Annotated in this window: 23 protein-coding genes; 12 read left to right on the top strand and 11 right to left on the bottom strand. The window is 66.7% G+C overall.

Features of this window, described 5'->3' with window-relative positions:
• Nucleotide 1: 1 nt before the first annotated feature.
• The gene (locus AncyloWKF20_RS07755) at nt 2-853 is read left to right on the top strand and encodes an FkbM family methyltransferase (protein WP_279317295.1); all 852 of its coding nucleotides are present in this window, start codon (nt 2-4) and stop codon (nt 851-853) included.
• Nucleotides 854-856: 3 nt separating this feature from the next.
• On the opposite strand, the gene AncyloWKF20_RS07750 is transcribed toward AncyloWKF20_RS07755, so the two are convergent.
• The 8 genes from AncyloWKF20_RS07750 to AncyloWKF20_RS07715 all read right to left on the bottom strand — a co-directional run bounded on the left by AncyloWKF20_RS07750 (nt 857) and on the right by AncyloWKF20_RS07715 (nt 9,769).
• A complete protein-coding gene (locus tag AncyloWKF20_RS07750; protein ID WP_279317294.1) occupies nt 857-1,888 on the bottom strand; it encodes a glycosyl hydrolase family 18 protein in 1,032 nt (343 codons plus the stop codon).
• Nucleotides 1,822-3,237, bottom strand: coding sequence for an exopolysaccharide biosynthesis polyprenyl glycosylphosphotransferase (locus tag AncyloWKF20_RS07745; protein WP_279317293.1), 1,416 nt, complete (start codon nt 3,235-3,237; stop codon nt 1,822-1,824). Before AncyloWKF20_RS07745 ends, AncyloWKF20_RS07750 begins: the two co-directional genes overlap by 67 nt.
• A gap of 260 nt (nt 3,238-3,497) precedes the next feature.
• Nucleotides 3,498-4,511 carry an NAD-dependent epimerase/dehydratase family protein gene (locus tag AncyloWKF20_RS07740; RefSeq protein ID WP_279317292.1) on the bottom strand — a complete coding sequence of 338 codons (1,014 nt, stop codon included), beginning with the start codon at nt 4,509-4,511 and terminating at the stop codon, nt 3,498-3,500.
• A 98-nt stretch (nt 4,512-4,609) separates the two neighbouring features.
• Entirely contained in the window at nt 4,610-5,683 is a 1,074-nt protein-coding gene (locus tag AncyloWKF20_RS07735; RefSeq protein WP_279317909.1) for an RIO1 family regulatory kinase/ATPase, read from the bottom strand.
• Between the two features lie 2 nt (nt 5,684-5,685).
• A complete protein-coding gene (gene trmFO, locus AncyloWKF20_RS07730) occupies nt 5,686-7,119 on the bottom strand; it encodes a methylenetetrahydrofolate--tRNA-(uracil(54)-C(5))-methyltransferase (FADH(2)-oxidizing) TrmFO (RefSeq protein ID WP_279317291.1) in 1,434 nt (477 codons plus the stop codon).
• A gap of 160 nt (nt 7,120-7,279) precedes the next feature.
• Nucleotides 7,280-7,441 carry a DUF1127 domain-containing protein gene (locus AncyloWKF20_RS07725; RefSeq protein ID WP_279317290.1) on the bottom strand — a complete coding sequence of 54 codons (162 nt, stop codon included), beginning with the start codon at nt 7,439-7,441 and terminating at the stop codon, nt 7,280-7,282.
• Between the two features lie 203 nt (nt 7,442-7,644).
• The gene (locus AncyloWKF20_RS07720; RefSeq protein ID WP_279317289.1) at nt 7,645-8,934 is read right to left on the bottom strand and encodes an O-acetylhomoserine aminocarboxypropyltransferase; all 1,290 of its coding nucleotides are present in this window, start codon (nt 8,932-8,934) and stop codon (nt 7,645-7,647) included.
• Between the two features lie 394 nt (nt 8,935-9,328).
• Nucleotides 9,329-9,769: a CoA-binding protein gene (locus AncyloWKF20_RS07715; protein WP_279317288.1), complete on the bottom strand. Its 441-nt coding sequence runs from the start codon at nt 9,767-9,769 to the stop codon at nt 9,329-9,331.
• Nucleotides 9,770-10,089: 320 nt separating this feature from the next.
• On the opposite strand from AncyloWKF20_RS07715, the gene rplM reads away from it, so the two are divergent.
• The 4 genes from rplM (at nt 10,090) to AncyloWKF20_RS07695 (ending at nt 13,689) form a co-directional block, all read left to right on the top strand.
• A complete protein-coding gene (rplM, locus tag AncyloWKF20_RS07710) occupies nt 10,090-10,551 on the top strand; it encodes a 50S ribosomal protein L13 (RefSeq protein ID WP_267582037.1) in 462 nt (153 codons plus the stop codon).
• 2 nt (nt 10,552-10,553) lie between these two features.
• Nucleotides 10,554-11,030, top strand: a complete 477-nt coding sequence (gene rpsI / locus AncyloWKF20_RS07705; RefSeq protein WP_279317287.1) for a 30S ribosomal protein S9 — start codon at nt 10,554-10,556, stop codon at nt 11,028-11,030.
• 150 nt (nt 11,031-11,180) lie between these two features.
• Nucleotides 11,181-12,398, top strand: coding sequence for a GGDEF domain-containing protein (locus tag AncyloWKF20_RS07700; protein WP_279317286.1), 1,218 nt, complete (start codon nt 11,181-11,183; stop codon nt 12,396-12,398).
• A 97-nt stretch (nt 12,399-12,495) separates the two neighbouring features.
• Entirely contained in the window at nt 12,496-13,689 is a 1,194-nt protein-coding gene (locus AncyloWKF20_RS07695; RefSeq protein WP_279317285.1) for a GGDEF domain-containing protein, read from the top strand.
• 89 nt (nt 13,690-13,778) lie between these two features.
• Here AncyloWKF20_RS07695 and glnA read toward each other — a convergent pair whose 3' ends face one another.
• Nucleotides 13,779-15,188, bottom strand: coding sequence for a type I glutamate--ammonia ligase (glnA, locus tag AncyloWKF20_RS07690; RefSeq protein ID WP_279317284.1), 1,410 nt, complete (start codon nt 15,186-15,188; stop codon nt 13,779-13,781).
• Nucleotides 15,189-15,319: 131 nt separating this feature from the next.
• Nucleotides 15,320-15,658, bottom strand: a complete 339-nt coding sequence (locus tag AncyloWKF20_RS07685) for a P-II family nitrogen regulator (protein WP_183191037.1) — start codon at nt 15,656-15,658, stop codon at nt 15,320-15,322.
• A 419-nt stretch (nt 15,659-16,077) separates the two neighbouring features.
• Here AncyloWKF20_RS07685 and AncyloWKF20_RS07680 point away from each other — a divergent pair, with 419 nt between their 5' ends.
• The 3 genes from AncyloWKF20_RS07680 to AncyloWKF20_RS07670 all read left to right on the top strand — a co-directional run bounded on the left by AncyloWKF20_RS07680 (nt 16,078) and on the right by AncyloWKF20_RS07670 (nt 21,463).
• Complete coding sequence (locus AncyloWKF20_RS07680) at nt 16,078-17,568, top strand: NAD(P)H-hydrate dehydratase (RefSeq protein ID WP_279317283.1); 1,491 nt, start codon at nt 16,078-16,080, stop codon at nt 17,566-17,568.
• A 423-nt stretch (nt 17,569-17,991) separates the two neighbouring features.
• Nucleotides 17,992-20,577 carry a DNA-directed RNA polymerase gene (locus tag AncyloWKF20_RS07675; protein WP_279317282.1) on the top strand — a complete coding sequence of 862 codons (2,586 nt, stop codon included), beginning with the start codon at nt 17,992-17,994 and terminating at the stop codon, nt 20,575-20,577.
• A gap of 58 nt (nt 20,578-20,635) precedes the next feature.
• Nucleotides 20,636-21,463, top strand: a complete 828-nt coding sequence (locus AncyloWKF20_RS07670; protein ID WP_279317281.1) for a phage antirepressor KilAC domain-containing protein — start codon at nt 20,636-20,638, stop codon at nt 21,461-21,463.
• A 23-nt stretch (nt 21,464-21,486) separates the two neighbouring features.
• Here the strand turns inward: AncyloWKF20_RS07670 and AncyloWKF20_RS07665 are convergent, their stop codons facing one another.
• Nucleotides 21,487-21,738 (bottom strand): hypothetical protein, encoded by a 252-nt coding sequence (locus tag AncyloWKF20_RS07665; protein WP_279317280.1) that lies wholly within the window; start codon nt 21,736-21,738, stop codon nt 21,487-21,489.
• Between the two features lie 18 nt (nt 21,739-21,756).
• Here AncyloWKF20_RS07665 and AncyloWKF20_RS07660 point away from each other — a divergent pair, with 18 nt between their 5' ends.
• From AncyloWKF20_RS07660 to AncyloWKF20_RS07645, 4 genes are all read left to right on the top strand, one after another.
• Nucleotides 21,757-21,912: a hypothetical protein gene (locus tag AncyloWKF20_RS07660; RefSeq protein ID WP_279317279.1), complete on the top strand. Its 156-nt coding sequence runs from the start codon at nt 21,757-21,759 to the stop codon at nt 21,910-21,912.
• Nucleotides 21,899-22,174 (top strand): hypothetical protein, encoded by a 276-nt coding sequence (locus AncyloWKF20_RS07655; RefSeq protein WP_279317278.1) that lies wholly within the window; start codon nt 21,899-21,901, stop codon nt 22,172-22,174. The genes AncyloWKF20_RS07660 and AncyloWKF20_RS07655 overlap by 14 nt, the downstream gene beginning before the upstream one ends.
• A 67-nt stretch (nt 22,175-22,241) precedes the next feature.
• The gene (locus tag AncyloWKF20_RS07650) at nt 22,242-22,418 is read left to right on the top strand and encodes a hypothetical protein (protein WP_279317277.1); all 177 of its coding nucleotides are present in this window, start codon (nt 22,242-22,244) and stop codon (nt 22,416-22,418) included.
• 6 nt (nt 22,419-22,424) lie between these two features.
• Entirely contained in the window at nt 22,425-23,147 is a 723-nt protein-coding gene (locus AncyloWKF20_RS07645) for a hypothetical protein (RefSeq protein WP_279317276.1), read from the top strand.
• The last annotated feature ends 9 nt before the right edge of the window (nt 23,148-23,156 follow it).

Raw genomic sequence — 23,156 nt, 5'->3', positions numbered from 1 at the left:
GATGCTGCGCCGCCTGTCCAAGCTCATGCGCATGCCCGGCTTCCGCGAGGCGCCGCTGGCGGTGAGCGCGCGCGGCCTGCGCTGGATGGCGGCGGTGGCGCTGGGGCACAGCCCGGTGTTCGAGCTGGTGCCGGGCGGGGCCAAGCTGCGCGTGCCGCCGGATCTGCGCTTCACCTCCGTCTCCGCCTTCCTGCTGCGCGACGCGGTGGAGCCGGAGCTGCACTACATCCAGAAATTCGTGAAGCCGGGCGACGTGTTCGTCGATGTCGGCGCCAATATCGGCCTGTTCACGCTGAAGATGGCGCCGAGCGCGGCCCGTATCGTCGCGGTGGAGCCCGGCGAGGCGGCGGGCACGCAGCTTGCCGCCAATGTCGCCCTGAATGGCTTTGCCAATGTCGCCATCGTGCGCAAGGCGCTCTCGGACGCGCCGGGCCGTGCCGCGCTGTTCCACAACCCGCTGGGCGATGATCCGCAGGCCTTCTCCCTGCTCAGCGACGGCTCCGATGCCGGCAGCGAGAGCGTGGAGCTGACGACGCTCGACCTTCTGGTCGCCGAGCAGGGCCTGCCGCGTGTCGATTGCATCAAGATCGACGTGGAGGGCGCGGAGGGACAGGTGCTCGCCGGCGCCCGACAGACGCTGGAGCGTGACCGGCCGACCGTGATCTTCGAGATGAACTGCCCGACGCTGATGAAGGCGGGCGGCGACGCGGCGGCCGCCTGGAACCTGCTGGCGGCCCGCGACTACCGCTTCTTCCATCTGGAGGAAGACGGCCGCCTCACCCCGCTCGGCAGCCGCCCCACCGAGTTCTGCAACGTCATCGCCCGCCATAAGGACGCGCCCGCGCTCGGCTGAGCCTCAGGGCGTGCAGCCCTCCAGCTGCAACCCGATGCAGATGGCGGTAGTGAGCGCCCTCGCATCCGGGTTGTCCGGGCCGGGCGGACCGGGGGGCGTCAGGTTCAGCGCGTAGAGCATGGCGCCGGCGAGCGGGTCTGGCTTCAGCGTTGCCATCAGCGCCGCAGTGCCGGCGAGCGTCGCGCGCTTTTCGCCGTGAGTTGGCGGCAGGACGGGGATACCCAGCGCCAGCGGGCCCTTCCACAGGCTGCGATAGGCGCGGAAGGCTTCCAGCGGCTGGTAATGCGGCCCGGCGTCGTAGCTCATGATCGCCACGAGATCGAGCATCGCCGCCTCCGGCGCGCGCAGCAGCGCGATCATCGAGCCGCGCCACGGGCTTGGCGGCGGGGCATTGGTAAAGGCGCCCTGGCCATAGGCGCCGACGCTCCAGCCGGCAACGCTGAGGACATAAGGCCGGGGCAGGGCGTCGCGCAGGCGTCGGACAATGTCCAGCCAGAGGGCATCGCTGGCGCAGGCGACCCGGCCGGCACGGATCAGGCAGGCGGGCTGGGTCGGCTCAAAGTCGATGTCGAGGCCATCCGCGCCGAGATCAGCCACCAGCCGGGCGAGCGCGCCGGGATCAAGCCTGTCCCAGCCGCCATAGGTCGCCCCGCCCACCGCCAGTAGCACGCGCGTGGCGGGAGCGCGGGCCTTCAGCGCGGCGATTGCGTCCTTCAGCACCGCGCCGGAAAACGGGTATTGCAGCCCGGTGCCGGAAAGCTCAAGGCCGCCGGGATAGGCAAGGTCCGGCTTCACGAAAGCCAGAGCGACATGGGTGATGGCGCGGGGCAGGCGCGCGAGAGTGGTGGCTGCCCCGTCCTGCGCCGGCGGCTCGTACCAGCTCGCCTGATAGGCCAGGAAGGGCCGTGCCGGCTCGGCCCGCGCGGCTACGGCCCCGGCGAGGAGCGCGAGCGCCGCGAGCGCCAGCCTCAGAACGCCGAATTGTCGGCGAGGCCCTTGGTGACGGTGAGCAGCAAGATGCGGATGTCGAACCATATCGACCAGTGCTCGATGTAATAGAGGTCGAGCTCGACGCCGCGCTCGGCCTTCTCGACGGTGTAGATGCCGCCGCGCATCCCGTTGATCTGCGCCCAGCCGGTGATGCCCGGCTTCATGCGGTAGCGAGCGACATAATCGCTGATCGCCTCATAGCGCACATCCTCGGTGATCCGCATGTTCGGCACATGCGGGCGCGGGCCGACGACCGACATGTCGCCCTTGAGGACGTTGAGAAGCTGCGGCAGCTCGTCGATGGAGAAGCTGCGCAGCAGCGCGCCCACGCGGGTGATGCGCGGATCCTCCCGCACGGCGGCGACCGAGCCGTCATCGGCCGGATTCACATGCATGGTGCGCAGCTTGTAGACGGTGAATTCGCGGTTGTTCAGGCCGATGCGGGCCTGCCGGAACAGCACCGGGCCGGGCGAATCCAGCTTGATGGCGATGGCGGCCAGCAGCAGCACCGGCGAGACGAGGATCAGCCCGATCGTGGCGACCGTGTAGTCCTCCACCGCCTTGAAGATGCCGAGCGAACCTTTCAGCGGGCGCTGCTGCACCTGTAAGGCGCGGTGGTCGGCGATGCTGGTGAGGCCGGCATAGCCCGGCTTGAAGGTGCCAGGCTCCAGCTCCAGCATCACGTCGACCGCGAAGCGGTTGAGCTGCTGCGCCACCTCGCCAATGGCCCGCACATCGTTCCACGACTTGGTGACGATCACCATGTCCACCGTGTCGCGGCGGGCATAGGCGAAGAGTTCGGCAAGGCCTCCGCGCATTGGGGGAACGCCGTCGCCCGCCAGCTCGGCGGGCGTCGCCGGGCGGCCCTCGTCGCGGAACACGGCGATGAAGTCGAGCAGCCGCTCGCCCTGCTGCTCCTCATAGTAGTTTCGCACCAGCGCGTAGGCCCGGTCGAGGTCGCCGATCACCAGCACGTCGCGACGCAGCAGGCCGCGCCGGTTGATCGAGCGGATCAGCCAGCTGACCAGCACCAGGCGGCCAAAGAGCAGCGCGAAGGCGGCGATGGCCGCCCAGTGACCGAGGGCGGTGAGATCCTCGTCCTCGGCCGGCACCAGCGCGTAATAGACCAGCAGCACCGCCAGCCCGGCCGGGACGCTGCCGATGAGCACATGGACGATCTGCCGGCGCAGCCGCTTATAGTGCTCGACGCGGTAGGCTTGGCCGAGCGTCAGCGTGCCCGCATAGACCGACGCGGCAATGACGCCGAGAACGGCGGTCTGGCTCCAGCTCAGCTCATGCCAGAACAGGTAACCCGCCAGCGTGGCGAGGGCGATCATCGTCAGGTCGCAGAGGATGACGAGGCGGTTGACCAGGCCGTGGGTCCAGCGCGTCATCGGGTAATCCCTCGTGACGCCATGTCTCGCCGTGCCCCGCCAGCCTGAGGCCGGTACGGCATGAAGCCGAGGTCATGCAACCCGCAAAGCATCGACATGGAAAGGATGACGTCCGCCGCTCGCCACTTCACCGCCCTTCGACGGTGAACATCGGGCGAAGCTTTATCACCGGGCTGGTCGCCAATCCATTTCCGTTAGGCACGCCCTTGCGACGCGCTTAACGAGCCGTCAAAGCTCAGCAACTGTCAGAGATAGAGCTGTCAGAGATAGACCTGCGCCTCGCGATACCATTCCACGAAGGCGCGGACGCCGACCGACAGCGGGGTGGCGGGCGAATAGCCGGTGAGCGCCTGCAGCAGCGCCGGGCTGGCGAAGGTGCGCGGCACGTCGCCCTTCTGCATCGGCAGCATCCGGCGCTTGGCCGGGCGGCCGATGATGTCCTCGATGGTCTCGACGAAATCCAGCAGCCCGACCGGGTTGCCGCCGCCGATATTGACCACGCGGAACGGCCCCTGCGCGGACAGCGTGTCGACATTCGCGGGCGCGGTGACGCGGTTGGCCTCGCCCGGCGGGATCGCGGCAAGGCGGATGATGGCCTCCACCAGATCGTCGATATAGGTGAAGTCCCGGCTCATCTTGCCTTCGCCGTAGATCTCGATCTCCTGATCCGCGAGCATGGCGGAGACGAACTTGAACAGCGCCATGTCCGGCCGGCCCCAGGGGCCATAGACGGTGAAGAAGCGGAAGGCGGTGGTCGGCACCTTGTAGAGATGGGCGTAGGAGTGGCCCATCATCTCCATGCCCTTCTTGGTGGCGGCATAGAAGGTGAGCGGCTCGTCGGCCCGGTCGGTCTCGTGGAATGGCACGGTGGGGTTGGCGCCATAGATGGAGGAGGTCGAGGCGAGCAAAAGGTGCTTCACCTCCAGCTCCTTGGCCAGTTCCAGCACGTTCCAGGAGCCGACGAGGTTGGAATCGAGATAGGCCTGCGGGTTTTCCAGGCTGTAGCGCACGCCCGCCTGCGCGGCGAGGTGGACGATGACGTCCGGGCGCGCCTCATGGGCGGTGGCGCTCAGCAGCGCGCGGTCCTCGAGCCGGCCGATCACCGGGCGGAACGCCGCAAACTGGCCGAGCGCGGCGTGGCGGGCTTCCTTGAGCTTCAGATTGTAATAGGCGGTCATCCCGTCGAAGCCGACGACCTCATGCCCATCTTCCAGCAGCCGGCGCGCGAGGTGGAAGCCGATGAAGCCGGCGGTGCCGGTGATGAGATAGCGCATATGCCCCCACGCGATTGGTCCGCGAACCACCCCACGATCCGCGGGCGCATCTTTAGGTGCAGCGCAGTAGAGTCAAGGCCGGTATGGGGAAACCCCGGCTAAATGCCGCGACGGACGCGATCGCTGAGATTGCGCCGCTCGCGGATGATGGCGTCGAGCGCGACCTGCTGCTCGGGGGTGCGCGGAAGCTGGTCGAGCTGGTCGAGCTGGTTCAGCGCCACAAGGCGCAGCAGGTCGTCGCGCGGCTCGCCGCTCGCGTCGCGGGGCAGGGCGGCGACGGTCTGGATATGCTCGGGCGGCAGGATCCCCGGCAGCTCGGCTGTCAGGCGCTCGCGCAGCGCGGCTTCCTCGACACCGGCGGCCTCGACGAAGGCATAGAGGCCGAAGCTGTGACCGGCAGTCGGGAAGTCGGCGATATGGACCGCGCTGACACCGGGATGGGCGGCCAGCACGGTGGCGATGGCCGGGCCCTGCTCCATGGCGCGCGGGCCGCGCCCTTCGGTATCATGGTAGTTCAGTAGGCGGCGGGTGACGAAGTTGTAGACCTTCTTGCCGGTGCTCATCCAGATGCGGTTGAACAGGCTCTTGCGGGCGAGAATGCGCTTCTCGATCGGGGTCAGCGCCTCCGGGCAGAAGCTGCGCTTCTGCTTCAAGAGGTGGCGAATGTCCTCATAGGCCGCGATACGGAAGATCTTGCTGCGCCTCTCAAAACAGAAGGCGAGCTGGAAATCCATCAGCACGGCACGCCCATCCGCCGCGTAGAGCCAGTTTTGCGGCTTGGCGAGGTCATTATGGGCGATGCGGCGGCGATGTACCTCGCGCAGGCCCTGCCGCGCCGAGCGGAAGAAGGCGGCGTCGCCATAGGGGCGGGCGATCTGCAGCGGGATGCCGTCGACGAAGCCACGCACCAGCGCGCCTTCCTCCAGCGCATAGACCGGTACGGTATGACCGCTGCCCTCGGCCCGGCGCAGCGCCCGTGCCTCGCGGCGGGCGAAGTGGCGGGCGAGCGGCTTCACCCACCATTTCACGTCGTCATAGCGCCGGCGCACGGCCGGGAAGGCGCGGCCCTGCCCGTCATGCCAGGTGCCGCGCTCGATGGTGCTGAAGATGTCGCGCTTCAGCACGGTGTCGAGCGTGAAGCCGCGCGGGGCCGAGAGGGCGTCGGGGCGCATGGTCACGCGGCTTCCTCACCGGCGAGATCGACATGGGCGCGGGCGAAACCGTCCATCTCCGCCAAGGCACGGGCGGCCATAAGCTGTTTCTTCGCCACGGTTTTCTGCGTGCCGCGCAGGCGATTGCCATCGGCATCGCGGGTGGGGTTGGCGTGCAGCGGCGGGAACAGGCCGAAATTGATGTTCATCGGCTGGAAGGAGCGCGGGCCCGCTTCCACCGTCTCGATATGCCCGCCGGTGATGTGATTGAGCAGCGCGCCATGGGCGGTGGTGGCCGGCGGCGGTTCCATGACACCGCCGAGGCGTTCGGCACTGGCGAACAGGCCGGCCATGAGGCCCATGGCGGAGCTTTCCACATAGCCCTCGCAGCCGGTGATCTGGCCGGCGAAGCGCAGGCGCGGCTCGGCTTTCAGGCGCAGGGTGCGGTCGAGCAGCTTGGGCGAGTTGAGGTAGGTATTGCGGTGCAGGCCGCCGAGGCGGGCGAACTCGGCCTTTTCCAGGCCGGGAATCATGCGGAAGATCCGCACCTGCTCGGCATGGCGCGTCTTTGTCTGGAAGCCGACCATATTATAAAGCGTTCCCAAGGCGTTATCCTGCCGGAGCTGGACCACGGCATAGGGCTTCACGGTCGGGTTGTGAGCATTGGTGAGGCCCATCGGCTTCATCGGGCCGTGGCGCAGCGTCTCGGGCCCGCGTGCGGCCATGACCTCGATCGGCAGGCAGCCGTCGAAATAGGGCGTCGCCGCCTCGAAATCGCGGAAGGGCACGGTGTCGGATTCGATCAGCGCGGCGACGAAGGCTTCGTATTGCGCCTTGTCCATCGGGCAGTTGATGTAGTCGGCGCCGGTGCCGCCGGGGCCCACCTTGTCATAGCGCGACTGGAACCAGCACACGTCCATGTCTATGGAATCAAAGTGAATTATCGGCGCGATGGCGTCGAAGAAGGCGAGCGCGCTCTCATCCGTGCGGGCGCGGATGGCTTCGGCCAGCGCCGGGGAGGTGAGGGGGCCGGTGGCGATGATGACGTTGTCCCAGTCCTCCGGCGGCAGGCCGGTGATCTCGCCGCGCTCCAGCGTGATGAGCGGATGGGAAGTGATGGCGGCGGTGACGGCGGCGGCGAAGGCCTCGCGGTCCACCGCCAGCGCGCCGCCGGCCGGTATCTGGTGACGGTCGGCGCAGGCCATGATGAGCGAGCCGAGGCGGCGCATTTCGGCGTGCAGCACGCCGACGGCATTATTGGAAGAATCGTCTGATCTGAAGGAGTTGGAGCAGACCAGCTCGGCCAGATCCTCGCTCTTATGGGCATCCGTGCCGCGCGTGGGGCGCATTTCGTGCAGCACCACGGGAACGCCGCGACGGGCGAGCTGCCAGGCGGCTTCGCAGCCGGCGAGGCCGCCGCCGATGATGTGGACCGGACGCATCTGCGAGCTCGTCATGATCGCGCTGGGCTGCCTTTGCTCATCTTTCCAGCCGCGCCCTTAGCACGGAACCGGGCCAAAAAAGAAACGGCCCCGGAAATTTCCGGGGCCGTTCGATCGGTGCAGTGTGGTGGACGATCAGGCCAGTGAGGCTTGCCTCACCGGATCGTCCGGTCCATCAGGCCGCGGCAGCCGCCTGACGCGCGACGTGGACGATCTCGCCACGGGTCACGTTGATGTCGGCGAGCGTGCGGTCGTCGAGCTGCGAGAGCTCGAGAACGGTGCGGCGGTACGCCTGCCAGCGGCGGATCTGCTTGGCAACAAGGCCCCAGAGCAGCATGTGAAGTCTCCATCAGCTTAGATCCGGATCGCGGCCGTCCCTCACACGGGGCCAGCTGCACGTCCGTTAATCAGTTCGCTGCCTATATATTCGACATCCTGCTCATTCGGTAGGAAGTATACCGCATCCCAGCCCTGCATCGCCTGCATGCCAAACTCATAAATCGTTCATCTTCGGCAAGCTGGGCGAAAGCTTGGTGTGACTCAGGCGCCCGCCAGCGCCTGCTCCAGATCGGCGATGATGTCGGCGGCGTCCTCGATGCCGACGGAGACGCGGATCACCTCCGGCCCCGCGCCCGCCGCGCTCTTCTGCTCGTCGGCGAGCTGGCGGTGGGTGGTGGAGGCCGGGTGGATGATGAGCGAGCGGGTGTCGCCGATATTGGCGAGGTGCGAGAACAGCTTCACGCCCGAGACCACCGCCACGCCCGCCTCATAGCCGCCCTTCAGCCCGAAGGTGAACACCGCGCCGGCGCCCTTGGGCGTGTAGCGCTGGGCGAGGTTGTAATAGCGGTCGCCCGGCAGGCCGGGATAGCTCACCCATTCCACCTTGGGGTGGTCGGCCAGGAATTTCGCCACCGCCAGCGCGTTGTCGCTGTGGCGCTGGATGCGCAGTGGCAGGGTCTCGATGCCGGTGAGGATGAGGAAGGCGTTGAAGGGCGAGAGCGCCGGCCCGAGATCGCGCAGGCCGAGCACGCGCGCGGCGATGGCGAAGGCGAAATTGCCGAAGGTCTCGCCGATCACCACGCCCTCATATTCCGGGCGCGGCTGCGACAGGAAGGGATAGCGCCCCTCGCGCAGCCAGTTGAACGAGCCGCCATCGACGATGATGCCGGCGATCGAGTTGCCATGGCCGCCGAGGAATTTGGTGGCGGAGTGGATGACGATGTCGGCGCCATGCTCGAAGGGGCGGATCAGGTAGGGGGTCGCCAGCGTGTTGTCGACGATCAGCGGCACGCCGGCGCGCTTGGCGATCTTCGAGATGGCGGCGATGTCGGTGACGATGCCGCCGGGATTGGCGATGGATTCGATGAAGATCGCCTTGGTCTTGGGCGAGATCGCCTTCTCGAAGGAGGCGATGTCGTCGGAATCGGCCCACACCACGTTCCAGCCGAAACTCTTGAAGGCGTGGTTGAACTGGTTGATCGAACCGCCATAGAGCTTGCGCGCGGCGATGAACTCGTCGCCCGGCTGCAGCAGGGTCTGGAAGGTGATGAGCTGGGCCGCATGGCCCGAGGCGACCGCGAGCGCCGCCGTGCCGCCTTCGAGCGCGGCCACGCGCTCCTCCAGCACCGCATTGGTGGGGTTGCCGATGCGCGTATAGATATTGCCGAACGCCTTCAGCCCGAACAGCGAGGCGGCGTGGTCGACATCGTCGAACACGAAGGACGTGGTCTGGTAGATCGGCGTGGCGCGCGCCTTGGTGGTCGGGTCCGGCTGCGCGCCGGCATGGACGGCAAGGGTAGCGAATCCGGGCGTGGTGGGGGTCTCGGTCATGGGTGTCTCCTGCTCGGCTGGCCGCGTGACACGCCGGCCGTTACCTCCATCCTTGCGGCTCCACTAAAAAACGCAAGATGTCTGGCAAAATATTTAAACAACATATGATATTTGTTGTTTTCTCGTCCGGCCCTGAGGCTGGAAGGCAAGCCGGGCGCGTCAGCCCTGCGCGGGGCGGGACGTCGTTGCCAAACTCCCGCTAAACCTCATTGGCGCCAGCCTCGCGACAGCTTCACGAAAGCCGCGCCGCCTAGGGTCGGCGCGGGGCGGCAGTGCGGCTTCGGTACGGGTAAGCGGCGCCTCGCAGGCGTGGCGGATGCCTCGGTGCCGTGGTCCGCGGTACGCACCGCCGCGCTGTCGCCCCGCCTCTTCTTCTAGCAGCGCCCGATGAAACTCACGCCAGTCGCGGCAGGCGCAGGCGCGGAATCTCGATGGCCGGGCAGCGGTCCTGAATGACGGCGATGCCCGCGGCTTCCGCCTTGGCGGCGGCCGCATCGTCGCGCACCCCGAGCTGGGTCCAGATCAGCGCCGGGCGCGGGGCGAGCGCCAGCGTCTCCGCCACCACGCCGTCGAGATATTCCGGCGCGCGGAACACATCGACCATGTCGATCGGCTCGGGCACATCGGCGAGGCGGGCATAGGTCGGCAGGCCGGCAATGTCGCGCCCGGCCTGGCCGGGATTGATGGCGATGACCTTGTAGCCATGCCGCGCCAGGTAGAGCGCGACGCCATGGCTGGGGCGGGCCGGGTTGGGGCTGGCGCCGACCACGGCGATGGTGCGCACGCGGCCGAGCCAATCGGCGATGAAGGCGTCGTCATAGGAATCGTGCGGCATGCTCTGTCCCTTCTGCGCCGGGCGCCTCTCATGGGGGGGCGCGTTCGCGGCTGGCCCGCCCTCGAGATAGGCGCGCGGGCGGCGGAAATCCATCGCGGGCCGGCTGGCCGGCCCGCTTTGCCAGGCTATAAGGGCGCCGGGTGAGCCATTTTAGGGACTTAGAAGCAGGTAATAAAATACCTATCTCGTAACCCATTGAATTGGATGGGCTTTTTCGGAAGTGTGCCGATTGACGTTGCGCGCCGCCTCCGCTAAAAGCCGCGCCACGAGAGAAGTGCCGCCGCTTAAGGCTGGCATCCCCTTGCATATTGGACATTCCCATGAAGACGTATTCGGCAAAACCGGCCGACGTAGACAAGAAGTGGGTCGTGATCGACGCCTCCGGCCTCGTTGTCGGCCGTCTCGCGACGATCATCGCCACCCGCCTCAAGGGCAAGCACAAGCCGACCTACACCCCCCACGTTGATTGCGGCGACAACATCGTCGTCATCAACGCCGAGAAGGTGGTGCTGACCGGCAACAAGCGCGCTGCCAAGGTTTACTACCACCACACCGGCTTCCCGGGCGGCATCAAGGAGCGGACCGCGAAGTTCATCCTCGACGGCCGTTTCCCCGAGCGCGTGGTCGAGAAGGCGGTCGAGCGCATGCTGGCGCGCGGCCCCCTTGGCCGCAAGCTGATGGGCAATCTGCGCGTCTACAAGGGCGCCAGCCACCCGCATGAAGCCCAGCAGCCGGTCACGCTCGACGTCGCCGCGCTCAACCGTAAGAATGTGGGGATCTGACAATGGCTGAGCTCATCCAGTCGCTCGACGGGCTCGAGGCCCTGAAGCCGCAGGCCGTCGAGGCTCCCAAGCATGTCCAGAAGCTGGACCGCCAGGGCCGCTCCTACGCCACCGGCAAGCGCAAGAACGCGGTCGCCCGCGTGTGGATCCGCCCCGGCACGGGCAAGATCCTGGTCAACGAGCGCGATATCGAGACCTATTTCGCCCGTCCGGTGCTGCGCCTGATCATCCAGCAGCCCTTCACGACGGCGGCCCGCACCGGCCAGTATGACGTGGTTGCCACCGTCTCCGGCGGCGGCCTCTCCGGCCAGGCCGGCGCGCTGCGCCACGGCATTTCGCGCGCTCTGACCTATTACGAGCCCGAGCTGCGCGGCCCGCTCAAGAAGGGTGGCTTCCTGACCCGCGACTCGCGTGTCGTCGAGCGTAAGAAGTACGGCAAGGCCAAGGCCCGCCGCAGCTTCCAGTTCTCGAAGCGCTGATTTCCGTTTTACACGGACGATCTCGAAGGGCAGGCCCGCAAGGCCTGCCCTTTTGCTTGTGCGGGGGTATGCTGCCCGCGCGGACGGGGCGCGCGCTGAGTCCCTCCTCCGCGGGGCATGGCACGGGGACCGGCGCGGACCGGACGGTGGATGGAGTTCGATCCCTGGACGCTCTGGGTCATCATCGGTCTCGTCGGGCTGTTCTCGGCGGGCGCGACCTTTTTTGCGTGGGCACTTGGTGGCCGCGAGCCGTGCCTGGCCCAATGGGGATTCGGCACGCTGGCGCTGGCGGTCGGCATTGCCGGGCTGCTGCTGCGTGACTTTCTGCCCTCGCCCTATTTCGGGCTTTTGCCCAATGCCGTGCTGCTCGCCGGCTACAGCCTGCAATGGGTGGCGCTGCGCAGCGTCGCCGGCCGCCGCTCGCAGCCCTGGCGGCTGATTGCGGCCCCGGCCGCGTGGTGCGTGCTGGTGATGGTTCCGCCCTTTGCGGGCTCCATGCATGACCGCCTCGTGCTGTTCGCCGCCCTCGTCGCGGCGCTGACCTTCGCCGCGGCGCGGGAAATATGGCGCGCTTCGATCCCCGAGCCGGCGCTGCGCCGCGGCCTGCTGGCGATGAGCGGCTCGCTGGTGGTGCTCAATCTCGTGCGGCTGGTGGCCGTGCTTTTGACGCCGCGCGAGCAGGTGCTGACCATCGTCTCGGCCGATGCGGCGATCTATGGCGTCATCGGCATGGGGCTGATCGTGCTGGCGAGCTTCCTGCTGGTGCTGCTGGTGCGCGAGCAGACGATGCGGGAGCTGCGCGAGGAGGCGGCGCGCGACGAGCTGACCGGCCTCGCCAACCGGCGTGGCTTTCTGGCGCGGGCGCGCGCGATCTGCGCGCAGGGCGGGGCGCTGGCGCTGCTGATGCTCGATCTCGACCATCTGAAGGCGATCAATGACCGGCACGGCCATGCCGCCGGCGACCGGGTGCTCGCGCTGTTCGGCGAGATCCTGCGCCAGAGCGGCCCTGCCGGCGCCGTGGCCGGGCGGCTCGGCGGGGAGGAATTCGCCGTGCTGCTGCCGGGCGCCGACGAGGCGCTCGCCCACGCCACCGCCGAGCGGCTGCGCCAGGCCTTTCGCGAGGCCAGCACCCGCATCGCCCATGAGGGCGGCGTGCCGGCCTTCCTCGCCACGGTCAGCATCGGCGTCGCCACGCGGGCGATCGCGCCGGCCGGGGAGGGGCAGCGGGAGGAGGGGCAGATGGAGGGCAACGAGGATACGCAGGGGCAGGCGATTCTCGAACGGCTCTGCGCCGAGGCCGACGCCGCCCTCTACCGCGCCAAGCAGGCCGGGCGCGACCGCGTCGAGCTGTGCCAGGCCGTTGCCTGAGATGTGACGATGAGCGGCGGGCGGCGCCTCTCGGCGCGCTGGCCGGGGGGCGTGAAAGGGGTATGATGCTCCATGATGTCACGCCGCCTTATTCGCCATGCTTGACCCGCTGACGCTGTGGGCGGTGCTCACGGTGGTCGCCACGCTTCTGGCCGTGGGGCTGCTCTTTGTCTGGTGGGTCACCCCCACCGAACCGGCGCTTGCCCACTGGGCGGGCGCGCTCGGCTTCCTCATTCTCGGCATTCTCGGCGGCATTTTCCGGCACGAGCTGCCCTATTTCATCGCCGTCGCGCTGGCCAATAGCTGCTTCCTGGTCGGCTATTCCCAGCTCTGGGCGGGGCTGAGGCGCTTCGACCGCCAGCCGGTCTCGCCGCTGCTCACCTGGGCGGCGCCGCTCGCCTGGATCCTCGTGGTGCATATCCCGCCCTTCGACGCCGATCCGGTGGCGCGGGTGGTGCTGATCTCGGTGGCGATTCCCATTCTGATCCTGGCCTCGCTGGAGCAGCTCTGGCGCGGCGGGCTGCGCAGCTCCAAGGCGCGGCTGGGGTTGTTCATCGCCCTCTCCATCGCCTTTGTGATGAACTTCCTGCGCATCCCGCTGCTCAACGAGCAGGTGCAGAGCGACCGGATCGAGATCTTCAACAACCCCTCCATGGCCTGGTTCGGCCTGACCGGCATGGCGCTCACCATCTTCATCTGCTTCACCGTGGTGCTGATGGCGCGCGAGCGCGCTGAGCAGCAATACCGGCAGGCGGCGGACCGCGACGAGCTGACCGGCCTGCTCAACCGGCGCGGCTTCATGCAGCAGGCCGTGGCGGTGACGGCGGCGGGCGGGCCGCTGGCGGTGATGTTCCTCGACCTCGACCATTTCAAGCAGATCAATGACCGCTTCGGCCATGCCGCCGGCGACAGCGTGCTGGTGCTGTTCGCCCAGGTGCTGCGCGACAATGTGCGGGACGGCGACGTGATCGGCCGCGTCGGCGGCGAGGAATTCGTCGTGCTGCTGCCGGGCGCGGATGATGCGGCGGCGCGGGCGGCCGCCGAGCGGGTGCAGCGGGGGCTGAAGCAGGCGGCGATCAGCCTGCATATGGGCGCGGATAACGCGCCGCTGGAATGCACGGCGAGCATCGGCCTCGCCATCGCCAGCCTGCCGGCGGCGGTATCCGCGCCAGCGATGGAAAGCCGGCTGCGCATCCTGATCGAACGCGCCGATGGCGTGCTCTACCGGGCGAAGAAGGACGGGCGCAACCGCATCGAGGTGGTCAGGGTGGACGGCGCCGCGGCGGGGTGAGCGGGGCGGGAGGTCCGGCACCCATGAAAAAGGGGCGCCGCGAGGCGCCCCTTCCATAGCCGGCCGGGCCGAGGCTCGGCGATTCGGGCTCAGACCGAGTAGTACATCTCGAACTCGACCGGGTGCGGCGTCATCTCGAAGCGCATCACCTCGGTCATCTTCAGTTCGATATAGGCGTTGATGAAGTCGTCGTCGAACACGCCGCCCTTCTTGAGGAACTCGCGGTCCTTGTCGAGCGAGGCCAGCGCCTCACGCAGCGAGCCGCAGACGGTCGGGATCTTCTTCAGCTCCTTCGGGGGCAGATCGTAGAGATCCTTGTCCATCGCCGGGCCGGGGTCGATCTTGTTCAGGATGCCGTCGAGGCCGGCCATGACCAGCGCCGCGAAAGCGAGATAGGGGTTCGCACCGGGGTCCGGGAAGCGGGTCTCGACGCGCTTGGCCTTGGGCGAGGTGGTGTAGGGGATGCGGCAGGAGGCCGAGCGGTTGCGCGCCGAATAGGCGAGCAGCACCGGCGCCTCATAGCCCGGAACCAGACGCTTGTAGGAGTTGGTCAGCGGGTTGGTGAAGGCGTTCAGCGCCTTGGCGTGCTTGATGATGCCGCCAATGTACCACAGGCATTCCTGGCTGAGGTCGGCGTATTTGTTGCCGGCGAACAGCGGCTTGCCGCCCTTCCAGATCGACTGGTGCACATGCATGCCCGAGCCGTTGTCGCCGAAGACGGGCTTCGGCATGAAGGTGGCGGTCTTGCCATAGATGTTGGCGACCTGGTGGATGCAGTACTTATAGACCTGCAGGTGGTCGGCCATCGTCACCAGCGTGTCGAACTTCAGACCCAGCTCGTGCTGGGCGGAGGCGACCTCGTGGTGGTGCTTCTCGACCTTGGCGCCCATGCGGGCCATGGCGGCGAGCATTTCACCGCGCATGTCCTGCGCGCTGTCGATCGGCGGGACGGGGAAATAGCCGCCCTTGGTCTTCACCCGGTGGCCGAGATTGCCGCCTTCATATTCGGTGTCGAAATTGGTCGGCAGCTCGATCGAATCCAGCTTGAAGCCGGTGTTGTAAGGGTCGGCCTTGAAGCGCACGTCGTCGAAGATGAAGAACTCGGCTTCCGGGCCGATATAGACGGTATCGCCGATGCCGGTGGACTTGAGATAGGCCTCGGCCTTCTTGGCGATGCCGCGCGGGTCGCGGCTATAGGGCTCGCCGGTGGTCGGCTCGAGCACGTCGCAGACGACGACGAGGGTGGTCTCGGAGAAGAACGGGTCGATGCTGACCGAATCGAGATCCGGCTGGAGGTGCATGTCGGATTCGTTGATCGCCTTCCAGCCGGCAATCGACGAACCGTCAAACGCCTGACCCTCAGCGAAGAAATCCTCATCGACCATAGAGAGGTCGAAGGTGACATGCTGCCACTTGCCGCGCGGATCGGTGAAGCGGAGGTCGACGTACTTAACGTCGTTCTCCTTTATCAGCTTCATGACATCCTTGGCCGTCGTCATCTTTTTCGAACCTCTTTTGAATGCTGCTCATTCGCGGGCAGGTGAGACACAAGCGGTGGCGCCAACAACGAGACGCGCTGCATCATTGCGATGCAGCGCGTGCTGTCGGCGCCCACATATTACGCGTGTGTTCAGATGGCGTCGACGCCCGACTCGCCCGTACGGATACGAATGGCTTCCTCGATGTTCGACACGAAGATCTTGCCGTCGCCGATGCGGCCGGTCTGGGCGGCGCGGCGGATGGCGTCGATGGCGGTTTCCACCGTCTCGTCCGCGACCACCACCTCGATCTTCACCTTGGGCAGGAAGTCGACGACATATTCGGCGCCGCGATACAGCTCGGTGTGACCCTTCTGCCGGCCGAAGCCCTTGGCTTCGGTGACGGTGATGCCCTGCAACCCGACTTCCTGCAGCGCTTCCTTCACCTCGTCCAGCTTGAAGGGCTTAATGATGGCCTCGATCTTCTTCATGTCACCTTATCTCCCTGACTCGACGATCCGCGACGCCCGGTCGAGTCGATCCGCGTCGAAGCAGAACCCATGCCAAGCGGTGCCTGCATCAGGAAAATAGCGGGTTCCGCGGTCTTTTCGAGCGGCAAAAAGCAGCGCCTCCGAGTTTATTTCCAAGCGCGTGATTAAAAAATAATCTCAATGCTCAAGCGGTAGGCGGGCGGTCCTTCTCTCGGCGGCGGAATACCGCGCGCAAATTAGGCAAGGCACGCCTCTCTGCCTGCGGATGCACCGCCTGAGCGCCGCTGCGGCTTAAGGTTGCGCTTCAGTGCCGGCACACGCCTGTCCGTTCGCGGAGGCGTTAGTGCCCCGCGCGGCCGTCATGGCTCTCGGCAGGCGCCGGGGCCATGGCCTAGAGTGACGGCAGGAGTGAAAGCCTCATGGAATTGCTGACACCGACCGAGATGGGGCGCGCCGATGCGCTGACGATCGAGGCGGGCACGCCCGGCCTCATCCTGATGGAGGCCGCCGGGCGGGAGGTCGCCCGTGTCGCGGCGCGGCGCGCGCGGGCCGGTAGCCGGGTGCTGGTGCTGTGTGGGCCCGGCAATAATGGCGGGGACGGCTTCGTCGCCGCGCGCCACCTTGCCGCGGCCTTTTACGAGGTGCGCCTTGCGCTGTTGGGCGAGGTCGCGGCGCTGAGGGGCGACGCGGCGGCCATGGCGGCGCGCTGGGCGGGGCCGGTGGAAGACGCGGCGACCGTGCCCCTTGAGGGCGCCGACCTCATCATCGACGCGCTGTTCGGCGCCGGGCTGGCGCGCGATCTCGACGGGCCGGCGCGGGCGCTGGTGGAGCGGGTGAACGCGGCCGGCCGGCCGTTGCTGGCGGTCGATCTGCCCTCCGGCATTGACGGCGCGAGCGGCGCGGTGCGCGGCGCGGCGATCCTGGCGCAGGCGAGCATCACCTTTTTCCGGGCCAAGCCCGGCCATTTGCTGCTGCCGGGCCGCGTTCACACCGGGGCGCTGGAGATCGCAGATATCGGCATCCGGCCGGAGGTCCTGGCGACGATTCGCCCGCGCGCCTATGCCAATGAGCCCGAGCTGTGGGCGGAGGGCTTTCCCGTGCCGGGTATCGCCGGGCACAAATATACGCGGGGCCATCTCGTCGCGCTGTCCGGCCCGGCGCAGGCGACCGGGGCGACGCGCCTTGCCGCCCGCGCGGCGCTGCGGGCCGGGGCGGGGCTGGTGACGGTCGCCTGCCCGCATGAGGCGCTGGCGATCCATGCGGCCAACCTCTCGGCGATCATGGTGCGGCCGGTCGACGGGCCGGAGGTTTTTTCGCGGCTGCTGGAGGATCGCCGGCTCGGCACGCTGGTCATCGGGCCCGGCGCCGGGGTGGGGGAGGGCACGCGCGCTCTGCTGGCGGTCGCCGCCGAGCGCCGGCTGGTGCTCGATGCCGATCTCCTCACCAGCTTTGCCGGAAAGGCGGATGATCTCGCCCGGCAGATCGCCCACGCGCCCGCCGCCATCGCCACGCCGCATGAGGGCGAGTTCGCGCGGCTGTTCGCGGGGTGCCCCGACGTGCTCGATGCCTCCTCCAAGCTGGAGCGGGCCCGCGCCGGTGCCGCCCGGCTCGGTGCCGTGCTGGTGCTGAAGGGGCCGGACACGGTGGTCGCCAGCCCCGATGGGCGGGCGGCCATCGCCTCGAACGCTCCGCCCTGGCTGGCGACGGCAGGGGCGGGGGACGTGCTCTCGGGGATATGCGGCGGGCTGCTGGCGCAGGGCATGCCGGCCTTCGAGGCGGCGGCCGCCGCCGTCTGGCTGCATGGCGAGGCGGCGCGCGAGGCCGGGCCGGGGCTGGTGGCGGATGATCTGATCGACGCGCTGCGCCCGGTCTATGCCCGGCTGTTTGCCCGCCTCGGCGCCGTAGGATGACGGCGCGCGGGGCTCGCAAATTGCCGGGCGAGGTGTGCGCTTGGGATCGCGCAACCGTGCGCGGTTTTAGGGCTGGCGCTGCGGCATCGCCGTGCTATAAGCCCGCACCCGGCTGGCGGCATCTTTTCGGGTGCACGCGTCCGCGCGCCTTGGTCTCTCCGCAGATTGCGGGAACGAGGTGTCCGGCGTGTCCGCGGGCGTGGCGGAACTGGTAGACGCGCTGGATTTAGGTTCCCGCCTCTGAGCATCCCACAAGCAGGAAGAAATAGGTCTCGCCCCCGGCGAACGCCCCGCAATGCGGGGTTTTCTTTTGTTTTCAATGTCCTGAAATCGGGATGAAAATGAAGCCCTCGGAGCGTGTGCCCGAGCGTGTGCCCGGAGGCGGGGCTAACCCCCCACTATCGTTAAATCGGGATTGTTCAGATGCCCCACACCGACGCTTCGCCGGCCGCTTTCGCGCGTCCTGAGGTCCACCCCGACATGCCCCGGCAACTCGCCCTTGAGGAGCGGATGCGCTCACTAGGTGTCGAGCGGTTCTGGGAAAATGTCCGCGCCGCTGAGGCTGAGGGCCGGCAGACCGAAACGAACTCTGTGCGTCGAGTGCTCAACGCTGGGGCTGGTAAAATGGTGTCCGCCATCGAGTCGTTCATGGAGGCGGCATTCACTGGGGCAGCCGGCCGGCTCCACGCTGCGGCAGATTGCCTCGCTTCGGTTGAACCCGAGTTGGCAGCGTTTCTTACCCTCCGGGTCGTCTTGGATAATCTGAGTTCCCGCCCGCGTCTCCAGACACTTGCCTATGAAGTGGGCATTCTGATTGAAGACGAGATGCGCTTCCGTTTCATGAAGGAAGGCACGCCCGGCCTGTATCATTGGACGCGACGAAAGGTCGTAGAGGCCAGCGACAATCCCAAGTACCGCCGCCGCGTCATGCTGCACTACCAGCGCAAGCTGGGGCAGCCTTGGGAGGATTGGGGCCGGGACAAGCGAATCACACTCGGGGTGAAGCTCATTGAGCTGATGATCGGCGCTACTGGCCTTGTGGCACGGGAAAGCGTGAGCGTCGGTGCTCGCGCAATGCAGGGTGAGTTCATCGTCCCTGTCGCTGAAACAGCCGATTGGGTGCGGAAAGAGAATGAGCGTTGTGAGGCGCTGCTCCCCGTCTACCTACCCACGATCATCCCGCCGCGCCCTTGGACCTCTCCCACCGAGGGCGGCTATTGGTCGGGCCGTGTTCGCCGCCTCCATCTGATCAAGACCGGGAACCGGGCCTATCTGGAGGAGCTGGCAGAAATCCCTATGCCGACCGTCTATCAGGCCGTGAACGCCATGCAGGACACCGCTTGGGCAATCAACACTCGCGTTCTCGATGTGATGGAAAAGCTCTACGCAGTCGGTTCAGGCATCGCTGGACTCCCTTCCCCGCGTAACGAGCCCGAGCCCGAGCGCCCCCATGACGTTCCCGAAACTATGGCTTGGGAAGACATGTCGGAGGATCAACAGGCCCGCATGAGAGCGTGGAAGCGCGAGGTTGCGCGTGTGAAGGGCCAGAACAAGCGCGTGGTGGGTAAGCGAATTGCCCTTTCCAAGCTGACGCAGACCGCGCGCGAGTTTGCTGGTGAGGAAGCCATATATTTCCCCTACCAGCTCGACTTCCGGGGGCGCGCCTACGCTGTGCCGCTCTACCTCAATCCGCAGGGCGACGACCGTTCTCGTGGCCTCCTCTTCTTTGCAAACACGGTTCCCATTGCGGATGCGCAGGGCGCCGGCTGGCTGGCGGTCCACGGCGCCGGCCTTTGGGGCGTCGATAAGAAGTCCATGGAGGAGCGCATTGATTGGGTCTACGCGAACCAATCGGCCATCCTCGCGTCCGCTGAAGACCCCTTCGCGAACCGCTTTTGGGCGGACGCGGAGAAGCCTTGGCAGGCGCTCGCGTTCTGCTTCGAGTGGAAGGGGTTCTGTGAGGAGGGCTACGACTACGAAAGCGCGCTCCCGGTCCAGATGGACGGGACGTGCAACGGCCTCCAGAACTTCTCGGCCATGCTGCGCGACCCCATCGGCGGCAAGGCCGTGAACCTCGTGCCGGGCAACGCCCCGAACGACATCTACCAGCAGGTTGCGGATATCGTTTCTCAGCAGGTCCTCAAGGATGCGGCGGATGAAATCAGCCCGGAGCTACGCGCCAAGGCAGACTCCCTCGACGAGAAGGAGGCGAAGGTGGCAAGGGCTGAGATTGACCGGCTGGAGAGCGCGCGGGGGTGGGTCGGGCTCATCAATCGCAAGGTCACGAAGCGTCCCGTCATGACCCTCCCCTATGGAGCCAAACTGTTTGGCTTCACCGAGCAGATTTATGAGGACACGGTGAAGCCGATGTTCGAGGCGAACCCCTCTGCCTTCCCGTGGGGAGCCAAAGAGGCTGATGGGTGGCCGGCCGCTTCTTACATGGCTCGACTCACTTGGGACGCAGTGGGTCAGGTTGTCGTCGCCGCTCGCCACGCCATGGACTGGCTTCAGGGAGCCGCAACCGTGGTCGCCAAGCAGGGGCTCCCGGTTCGGTGGACTACGCCGGCCGGCCTCGTCGCTCAGCAGGACTACCGGCAGTTCAGTGGAAAGCGGCTGGAGCTGACCTTTCAAGAGGTCCGGCTGCGGCTCCAGGTCCGCGCCGAGAAGGAAGACATCGACACCCGGCGCATGGCCTCTGCCATCGCCCCGAACTTCGTCCATTCGCTGGACGCCGCGCACATGCAGGGGACCGTTGTTCGGTGCCTTGAGGCGGGCATCCGGTCCTACTCCCTGATCCACGACAGCTACGGCACGCACGCCGGGAACGCTGCCGTCATGGCTCATCTGCTCAGAGAGGAGTTCATCGCCATGTACACGCCGAACGTGCTCCAGCGGCTCAAGAGCGAGCTGGAGGAGCAACTCCCCGATGGCGGTAAGCTCCCGCCGCTGCCTCCCATGGGCGACCTCGACCTCTCGGTCATCCGCGAGAGTCGGTTTTTCTTTGCCTAGAACGTCCCGAAAACGGGACGAAACAGCATCTTCGACACCTGAGTAGAGAGACTGACAGATGAACGCCCTGACCATCGCTAACATCGACAACGAGCCCCGCGTTCTGGACACGGACCTTGCTGAGAAGCTCGGGATGGCCCGGCCTCGGGACATTCGGAAAGACCTGATAGCGCCACACCGGGCGGAACTTGAGACATTCGGAGTTTTGCGGGCGGTGTCCGCTAAATCAGCCGATCCTCTAGGCCGGGGGCGCCCCTCTATCGCCTACTACCTCAATGAGGAACAGGCTTTGCTCGTGTGTCTCCTGTCCCGCACCGAACGGGCAAAGCAGGTTCGAGCCGAGGTTATCCGCGTCTTCACCGCATGGCGCCGTGGAGAACTCGCCCCGGCCAAGCCCACGCTCCCCGACTTCACCAATCCAGCTATCGCTGCGCGCGCTTGGGCGGAACAGTTCGAGGGACGCGAGGCGGCTGAGAAGCTGGCGATTGAGCACAAGAAACTGGCCGAGGCGCAGGCGGCGCTTGCCTCGGCTGCGGCCGAGAAGTTGGTGGAGGCGGCCCCTAAGGTCGACTTCTTCGACACCTACGTGAAGGCTGAGGGGTGCGTGACTTCAACCGAGGCCGCCGCGCAGCTCGGGTGGTCGGCAAAGCTTCTGCACGACAAGTTGGAGGCGTCCGGCCACATCAAGCGCATCCATGGTCGGGAAAACGGCAAGCGCGCTTCTGGCCTGCGCTTCACCCCGGCCTTCGTGCGCGCCGGTCGCGGCATTACAGGCACCCGCGAGTTCGCCGGACACGTCACGTTTCAGCTCCTTTGGACTCCGCGCGGCATTGCTTGGCTGAAGGAGAAGGCGGTCTCTTCCCCGATCAATTGCCGTGCCGCCTGAGGGCTAACCCCCCACTATCGTTATTACGCTTCCGGCTTCTTCCTGAACCCGTCAATCACCCAAGTGACGGCGTGGACAGTCAGCCATGCCCCAAACCCGAGGGCAAACGAGGCGAATAACAATCCGTGCTGATCCTTTTCGCGCGCGCCAATCGCGCAAACCAAAAGGAAACCCCACACCGCGAAGCCTGCAACATAGGCCAAGCGGCGAACTCCCTCGTGTTTAGAGATCATCAGGAACCCCATACCGTTCAACGACGGCGTGGGGTTTCGCATTTTAGGAGTCCCGCATCAATGTCCCTCGGCATCACCATCCGCCTCGGCGCCGCCCACGACAGCATCACCGTGGACGGCAAGACCTTTGACCGCACTACCCTCTCGCGTCCTGAAAAGAACAAGCTGCGCCGCCTCGTGGTGGGCGCTTGGGAGGCCAAGCATGGGGCGCGTTGATCCCGACCGGATCAACAACGCGGACGCCGCTGTCGTCCAGCACCTCGTCATGGACCTCGTGGACCGGCTCCAGACGCACGAGCCCGGCGCTCAGGTTCACACCGCAACCGCACTCTTCATCCTCGTGGCCGAGTGGGCTGGCGTCCCGCCGCAGGAACTCTTCACGGCCACCAAGAACCTGATGTCCTCGACCGAGGGCAATCGCACGCCGGCCTTCGCGGCCATCGCTGCCTACCTCGCGAACGAGGTCCCGCGCGGCTGAGCCGGCAGGTCCGGGGCTAACCCCCCACTATCGCAATTCCCATTCATTCACATCGCTGAGGTTCCCCATGGAAACCGCTTTGGGCCGCGCCATTGAGGCGTGGTCGCAGGGCCGTCGCGCCCGCACCGCCGACATCCTCGCCCTTCGCGAAGAAGGCCACGACGTAGCCGCGCTGGAGCGTTTCCACCGGGGCCAGCGCGTTAAGGCACTGGTGGCGCACGCCCGCGCCTCGGTAGCCAACTGAGAGCATATGGCAGAAAAGAAGAAGTACCCGAAGTTCACCGCTCCCCGTGGTGTGTTCAAGTTCCCCAAGCTGAGCGAGCCGGACTTCGGAAACGAGAAGTTCCCCAAGCCGGACGGTGAGTATTCCGTCACGGTGGTCTATCGGGCCGATGACCCGGCCGTGAAGGCGTTCATCGCGAAGCTGAAGCCGCACCACGACGCCGCTATCAAGGCCGCCGAAGAGGGGTTCAAGAAGCTCGACGTGGGCCAGCGCAAGAAGCTGAAGGCCGTCACCGTCAACGACCTGTTCAAGACCGTCTACGACAACGAGACCGAAGAGCCCACGGGTGAAATCGAGTTCAAGTTCTCGATGCCGGCGAGCGGTGTCGTGAAGCAGGGTCCCCGTAAGGGCAAGAAGTGGACGGCCAAGCCGGACATCTTCGACGCCAAGGGTCACCCGATGCTGAAGGTTCCGGCCATTTGGGGCGGCACCGAGGGCAAGGTGGCCTTCGAGGCCAGCGACTACTTCATCCCCGGCTCGGGCCTCGCGGGCCTCAAGCTGCGCCTGAACGGCGCGCAGATTATCGAGCTGGTCTCTCAGGGTTCCCGCACCGCGTCGAGCTACGGCTTCGGCGAGGAGGACGGCTACGCCCACGACGAGAGTGCCTTCAAGGACGAGACCACGGAGGACGCCGAAGACGATGAAGTCGGCGCCGTGGACGATGACGCGGACAGCGCCGCCGCCTTCTGATCGTGGCAC

Source organism: Ancylobacter sp. WKF20 (assembly GCF_029760895.1).
Classification (GTDB): domain Bacteria; phylum Pseudomonadota; class Alphaproteobacteria; order Rhizobiales; family Xanthobacteraceae; genus Ancylobacter.
The sequence above is the reverse complement of the archived record's forward strand: the minus strand, read 5'-3'. Positions and strand labels throughout refer to the sequence as shown.

Coding starts and splice junctions, on each gene's coding strand:
- AncyloWKF20_RS07650 (WP_279317277.1), top strand. CDS start 22,242: ATGGAAACCGCTTTGGGCCGCGCCATTGAGGCGTGGTCGCAGGGCCGT.
- rpsI (WP_279317287.1), top strand. CDS start 10,554: ATGGCTGAGCTCATCCAGTCGCTCGACGGGCTCGAGGCCCTGAAGCCG.
- AncyloWKF20_RS07675 (WP_279317282.1), top strand. CDS start 17,992: ATGCCCCACACCGACGCTTCGCCGGCCGCTTTCGCGCGTCCTGAGGTC.
- AncyloWKF20_RS07740 (WP_279317292.1), bottom strand. CDS start 4,511: ATGCGCTATCTCATCACCGGCACCGCCGGCTTCATCGGCTTCCACCTC.
- AncyloWKF20_RS07665 (WP_279317280.1), bottom strand. CDS start 21,738: ATGCGAAACCCCACGCCGTCGTTGAACGGTATGGGGTTCCTGATGATC.
- AncyloWKF20_RS07685 (WP_183191037.1), bottom strand. CDS start 15,658: ATGAAGAAGATCGAGGCCATCATTAAGCCCTTCAAGCTGGACGAGGTG.
- AncyloWKF20_RS07720 (WP_279317289.1), bottom strand. CDS start 8,934: ATGACCGAGACCCCCACCACGCCCGGATTCGCTACCCTTGCCGTCCAT.
- AncyloWKF20_RS07745 (WP_279317293.1), bottom strand. CDS start 3,237: ATGACGCGCTGGACCCACGGCCTGGTCAACCGCCTCGTCATCCTCTGC.
- AncyloWKF20_RS07645 (WP_279317276.1), top strand. CDS start 22,425: ATGGCAGAAAAGAAGAAGTACCCGAAGTTCACCGCTCCCCGTGGTGTG.
- AncyloWKF20_RS07735 (WP_279317909.1), bottom strand. CDS start 5,683: ATGCGCCCCGACGCCCTCTCGGCCCCGCGCGGCTTCACGCTCGACACC.
- AncyloWKF20_RS07725 (WP_279317290.1), bottom strand. CDS start 7,441: ATGCTGCTCTGGGGCCTTGTTGCCAAGCAGATCCGCCGCTGGCAGGCG.
- AncyloWKF20_RS07700 (WP_279317286.1), top strand. CDS start 11,181: ATGGAGTTCGATCCCTGGACGCTCTGGGTCATCATCGGTCTCGTCGGG.
- AncyloWKF20_RS07755 (WP_279317295.1), top strand. CDS start 2: ATGCTGCGCCGCCTGTCCAAGCTCATGCGCATGCCCGGCTTCCGCGAG.
- AncyloWKF20_RS07655 (WP_279317278.1), top strand. CDS start 21,899: ATGGGGCGCGTTGATCCCGACCGGATCAACAACGCGGACGCCGCTGTC.
- rplM (WP_267582037.1), top strand. CDS start 10,090: ATGAAGACGTATTCGGCAAAACCGGCCGACGTAGACAAGAAGTGGGTC.
- AncyloWKF20_RS07670 (WP_279317281.1), top strand. CDS start 20,636: ATGAACGCCCTGACCATCGCTAACATCGACAACGAGCCCCGCGTTCTG.
- AncyloWKF20_RS07660 (WP_279317279.1), top strand. CDS start 21,757: ATGTCCCTCGGCATCACCATCCGCCTCGGCGCCGCCCACGACAGCATC.
- AncyloWKF20_RS07715 (WP_279317288.1), bottom strand. CDS start 9,769: ATGCCGCACGATTCCTATGACGACGCCTTCATCGCCGATTGGCTCGGC.
- AncyloWKF20_RS07680 (WP_279317283.1), top strand. CDS start 16,078: ATGGAATTGCTGACACCGACCGAGATGGGGCGCGCCGATGCGCTGACG.
- AncyloWKF20_RS07750 (WP_279317294.1), bottom strand. CDS start 1,888: ATGGTTCGACATCCGCATCTTGCTGCTCACCGTCACCAAGGGCCTCGC.
- trmFO (WP_279317291.1), bottom strand. CDS start 7,119: ATGACGAGCTCGCAGATGCGTCCGGTCCACATCATCGGCGGCGGCCTC.
- AncyloWKF20_RS07695 (WP_279317285.1), top strand. CDS start 12,496: ATGCTTGACCCGCTGACGCTGTGGGCGGTGCTCACGGTGGTCGCCACG.
- glnA (WP_279317284.1), bottom strand. CDS start 15,188: ATGACGACGGCCAAGGATGTCATGAAGCTGATAAAGGAGAACGACGTT.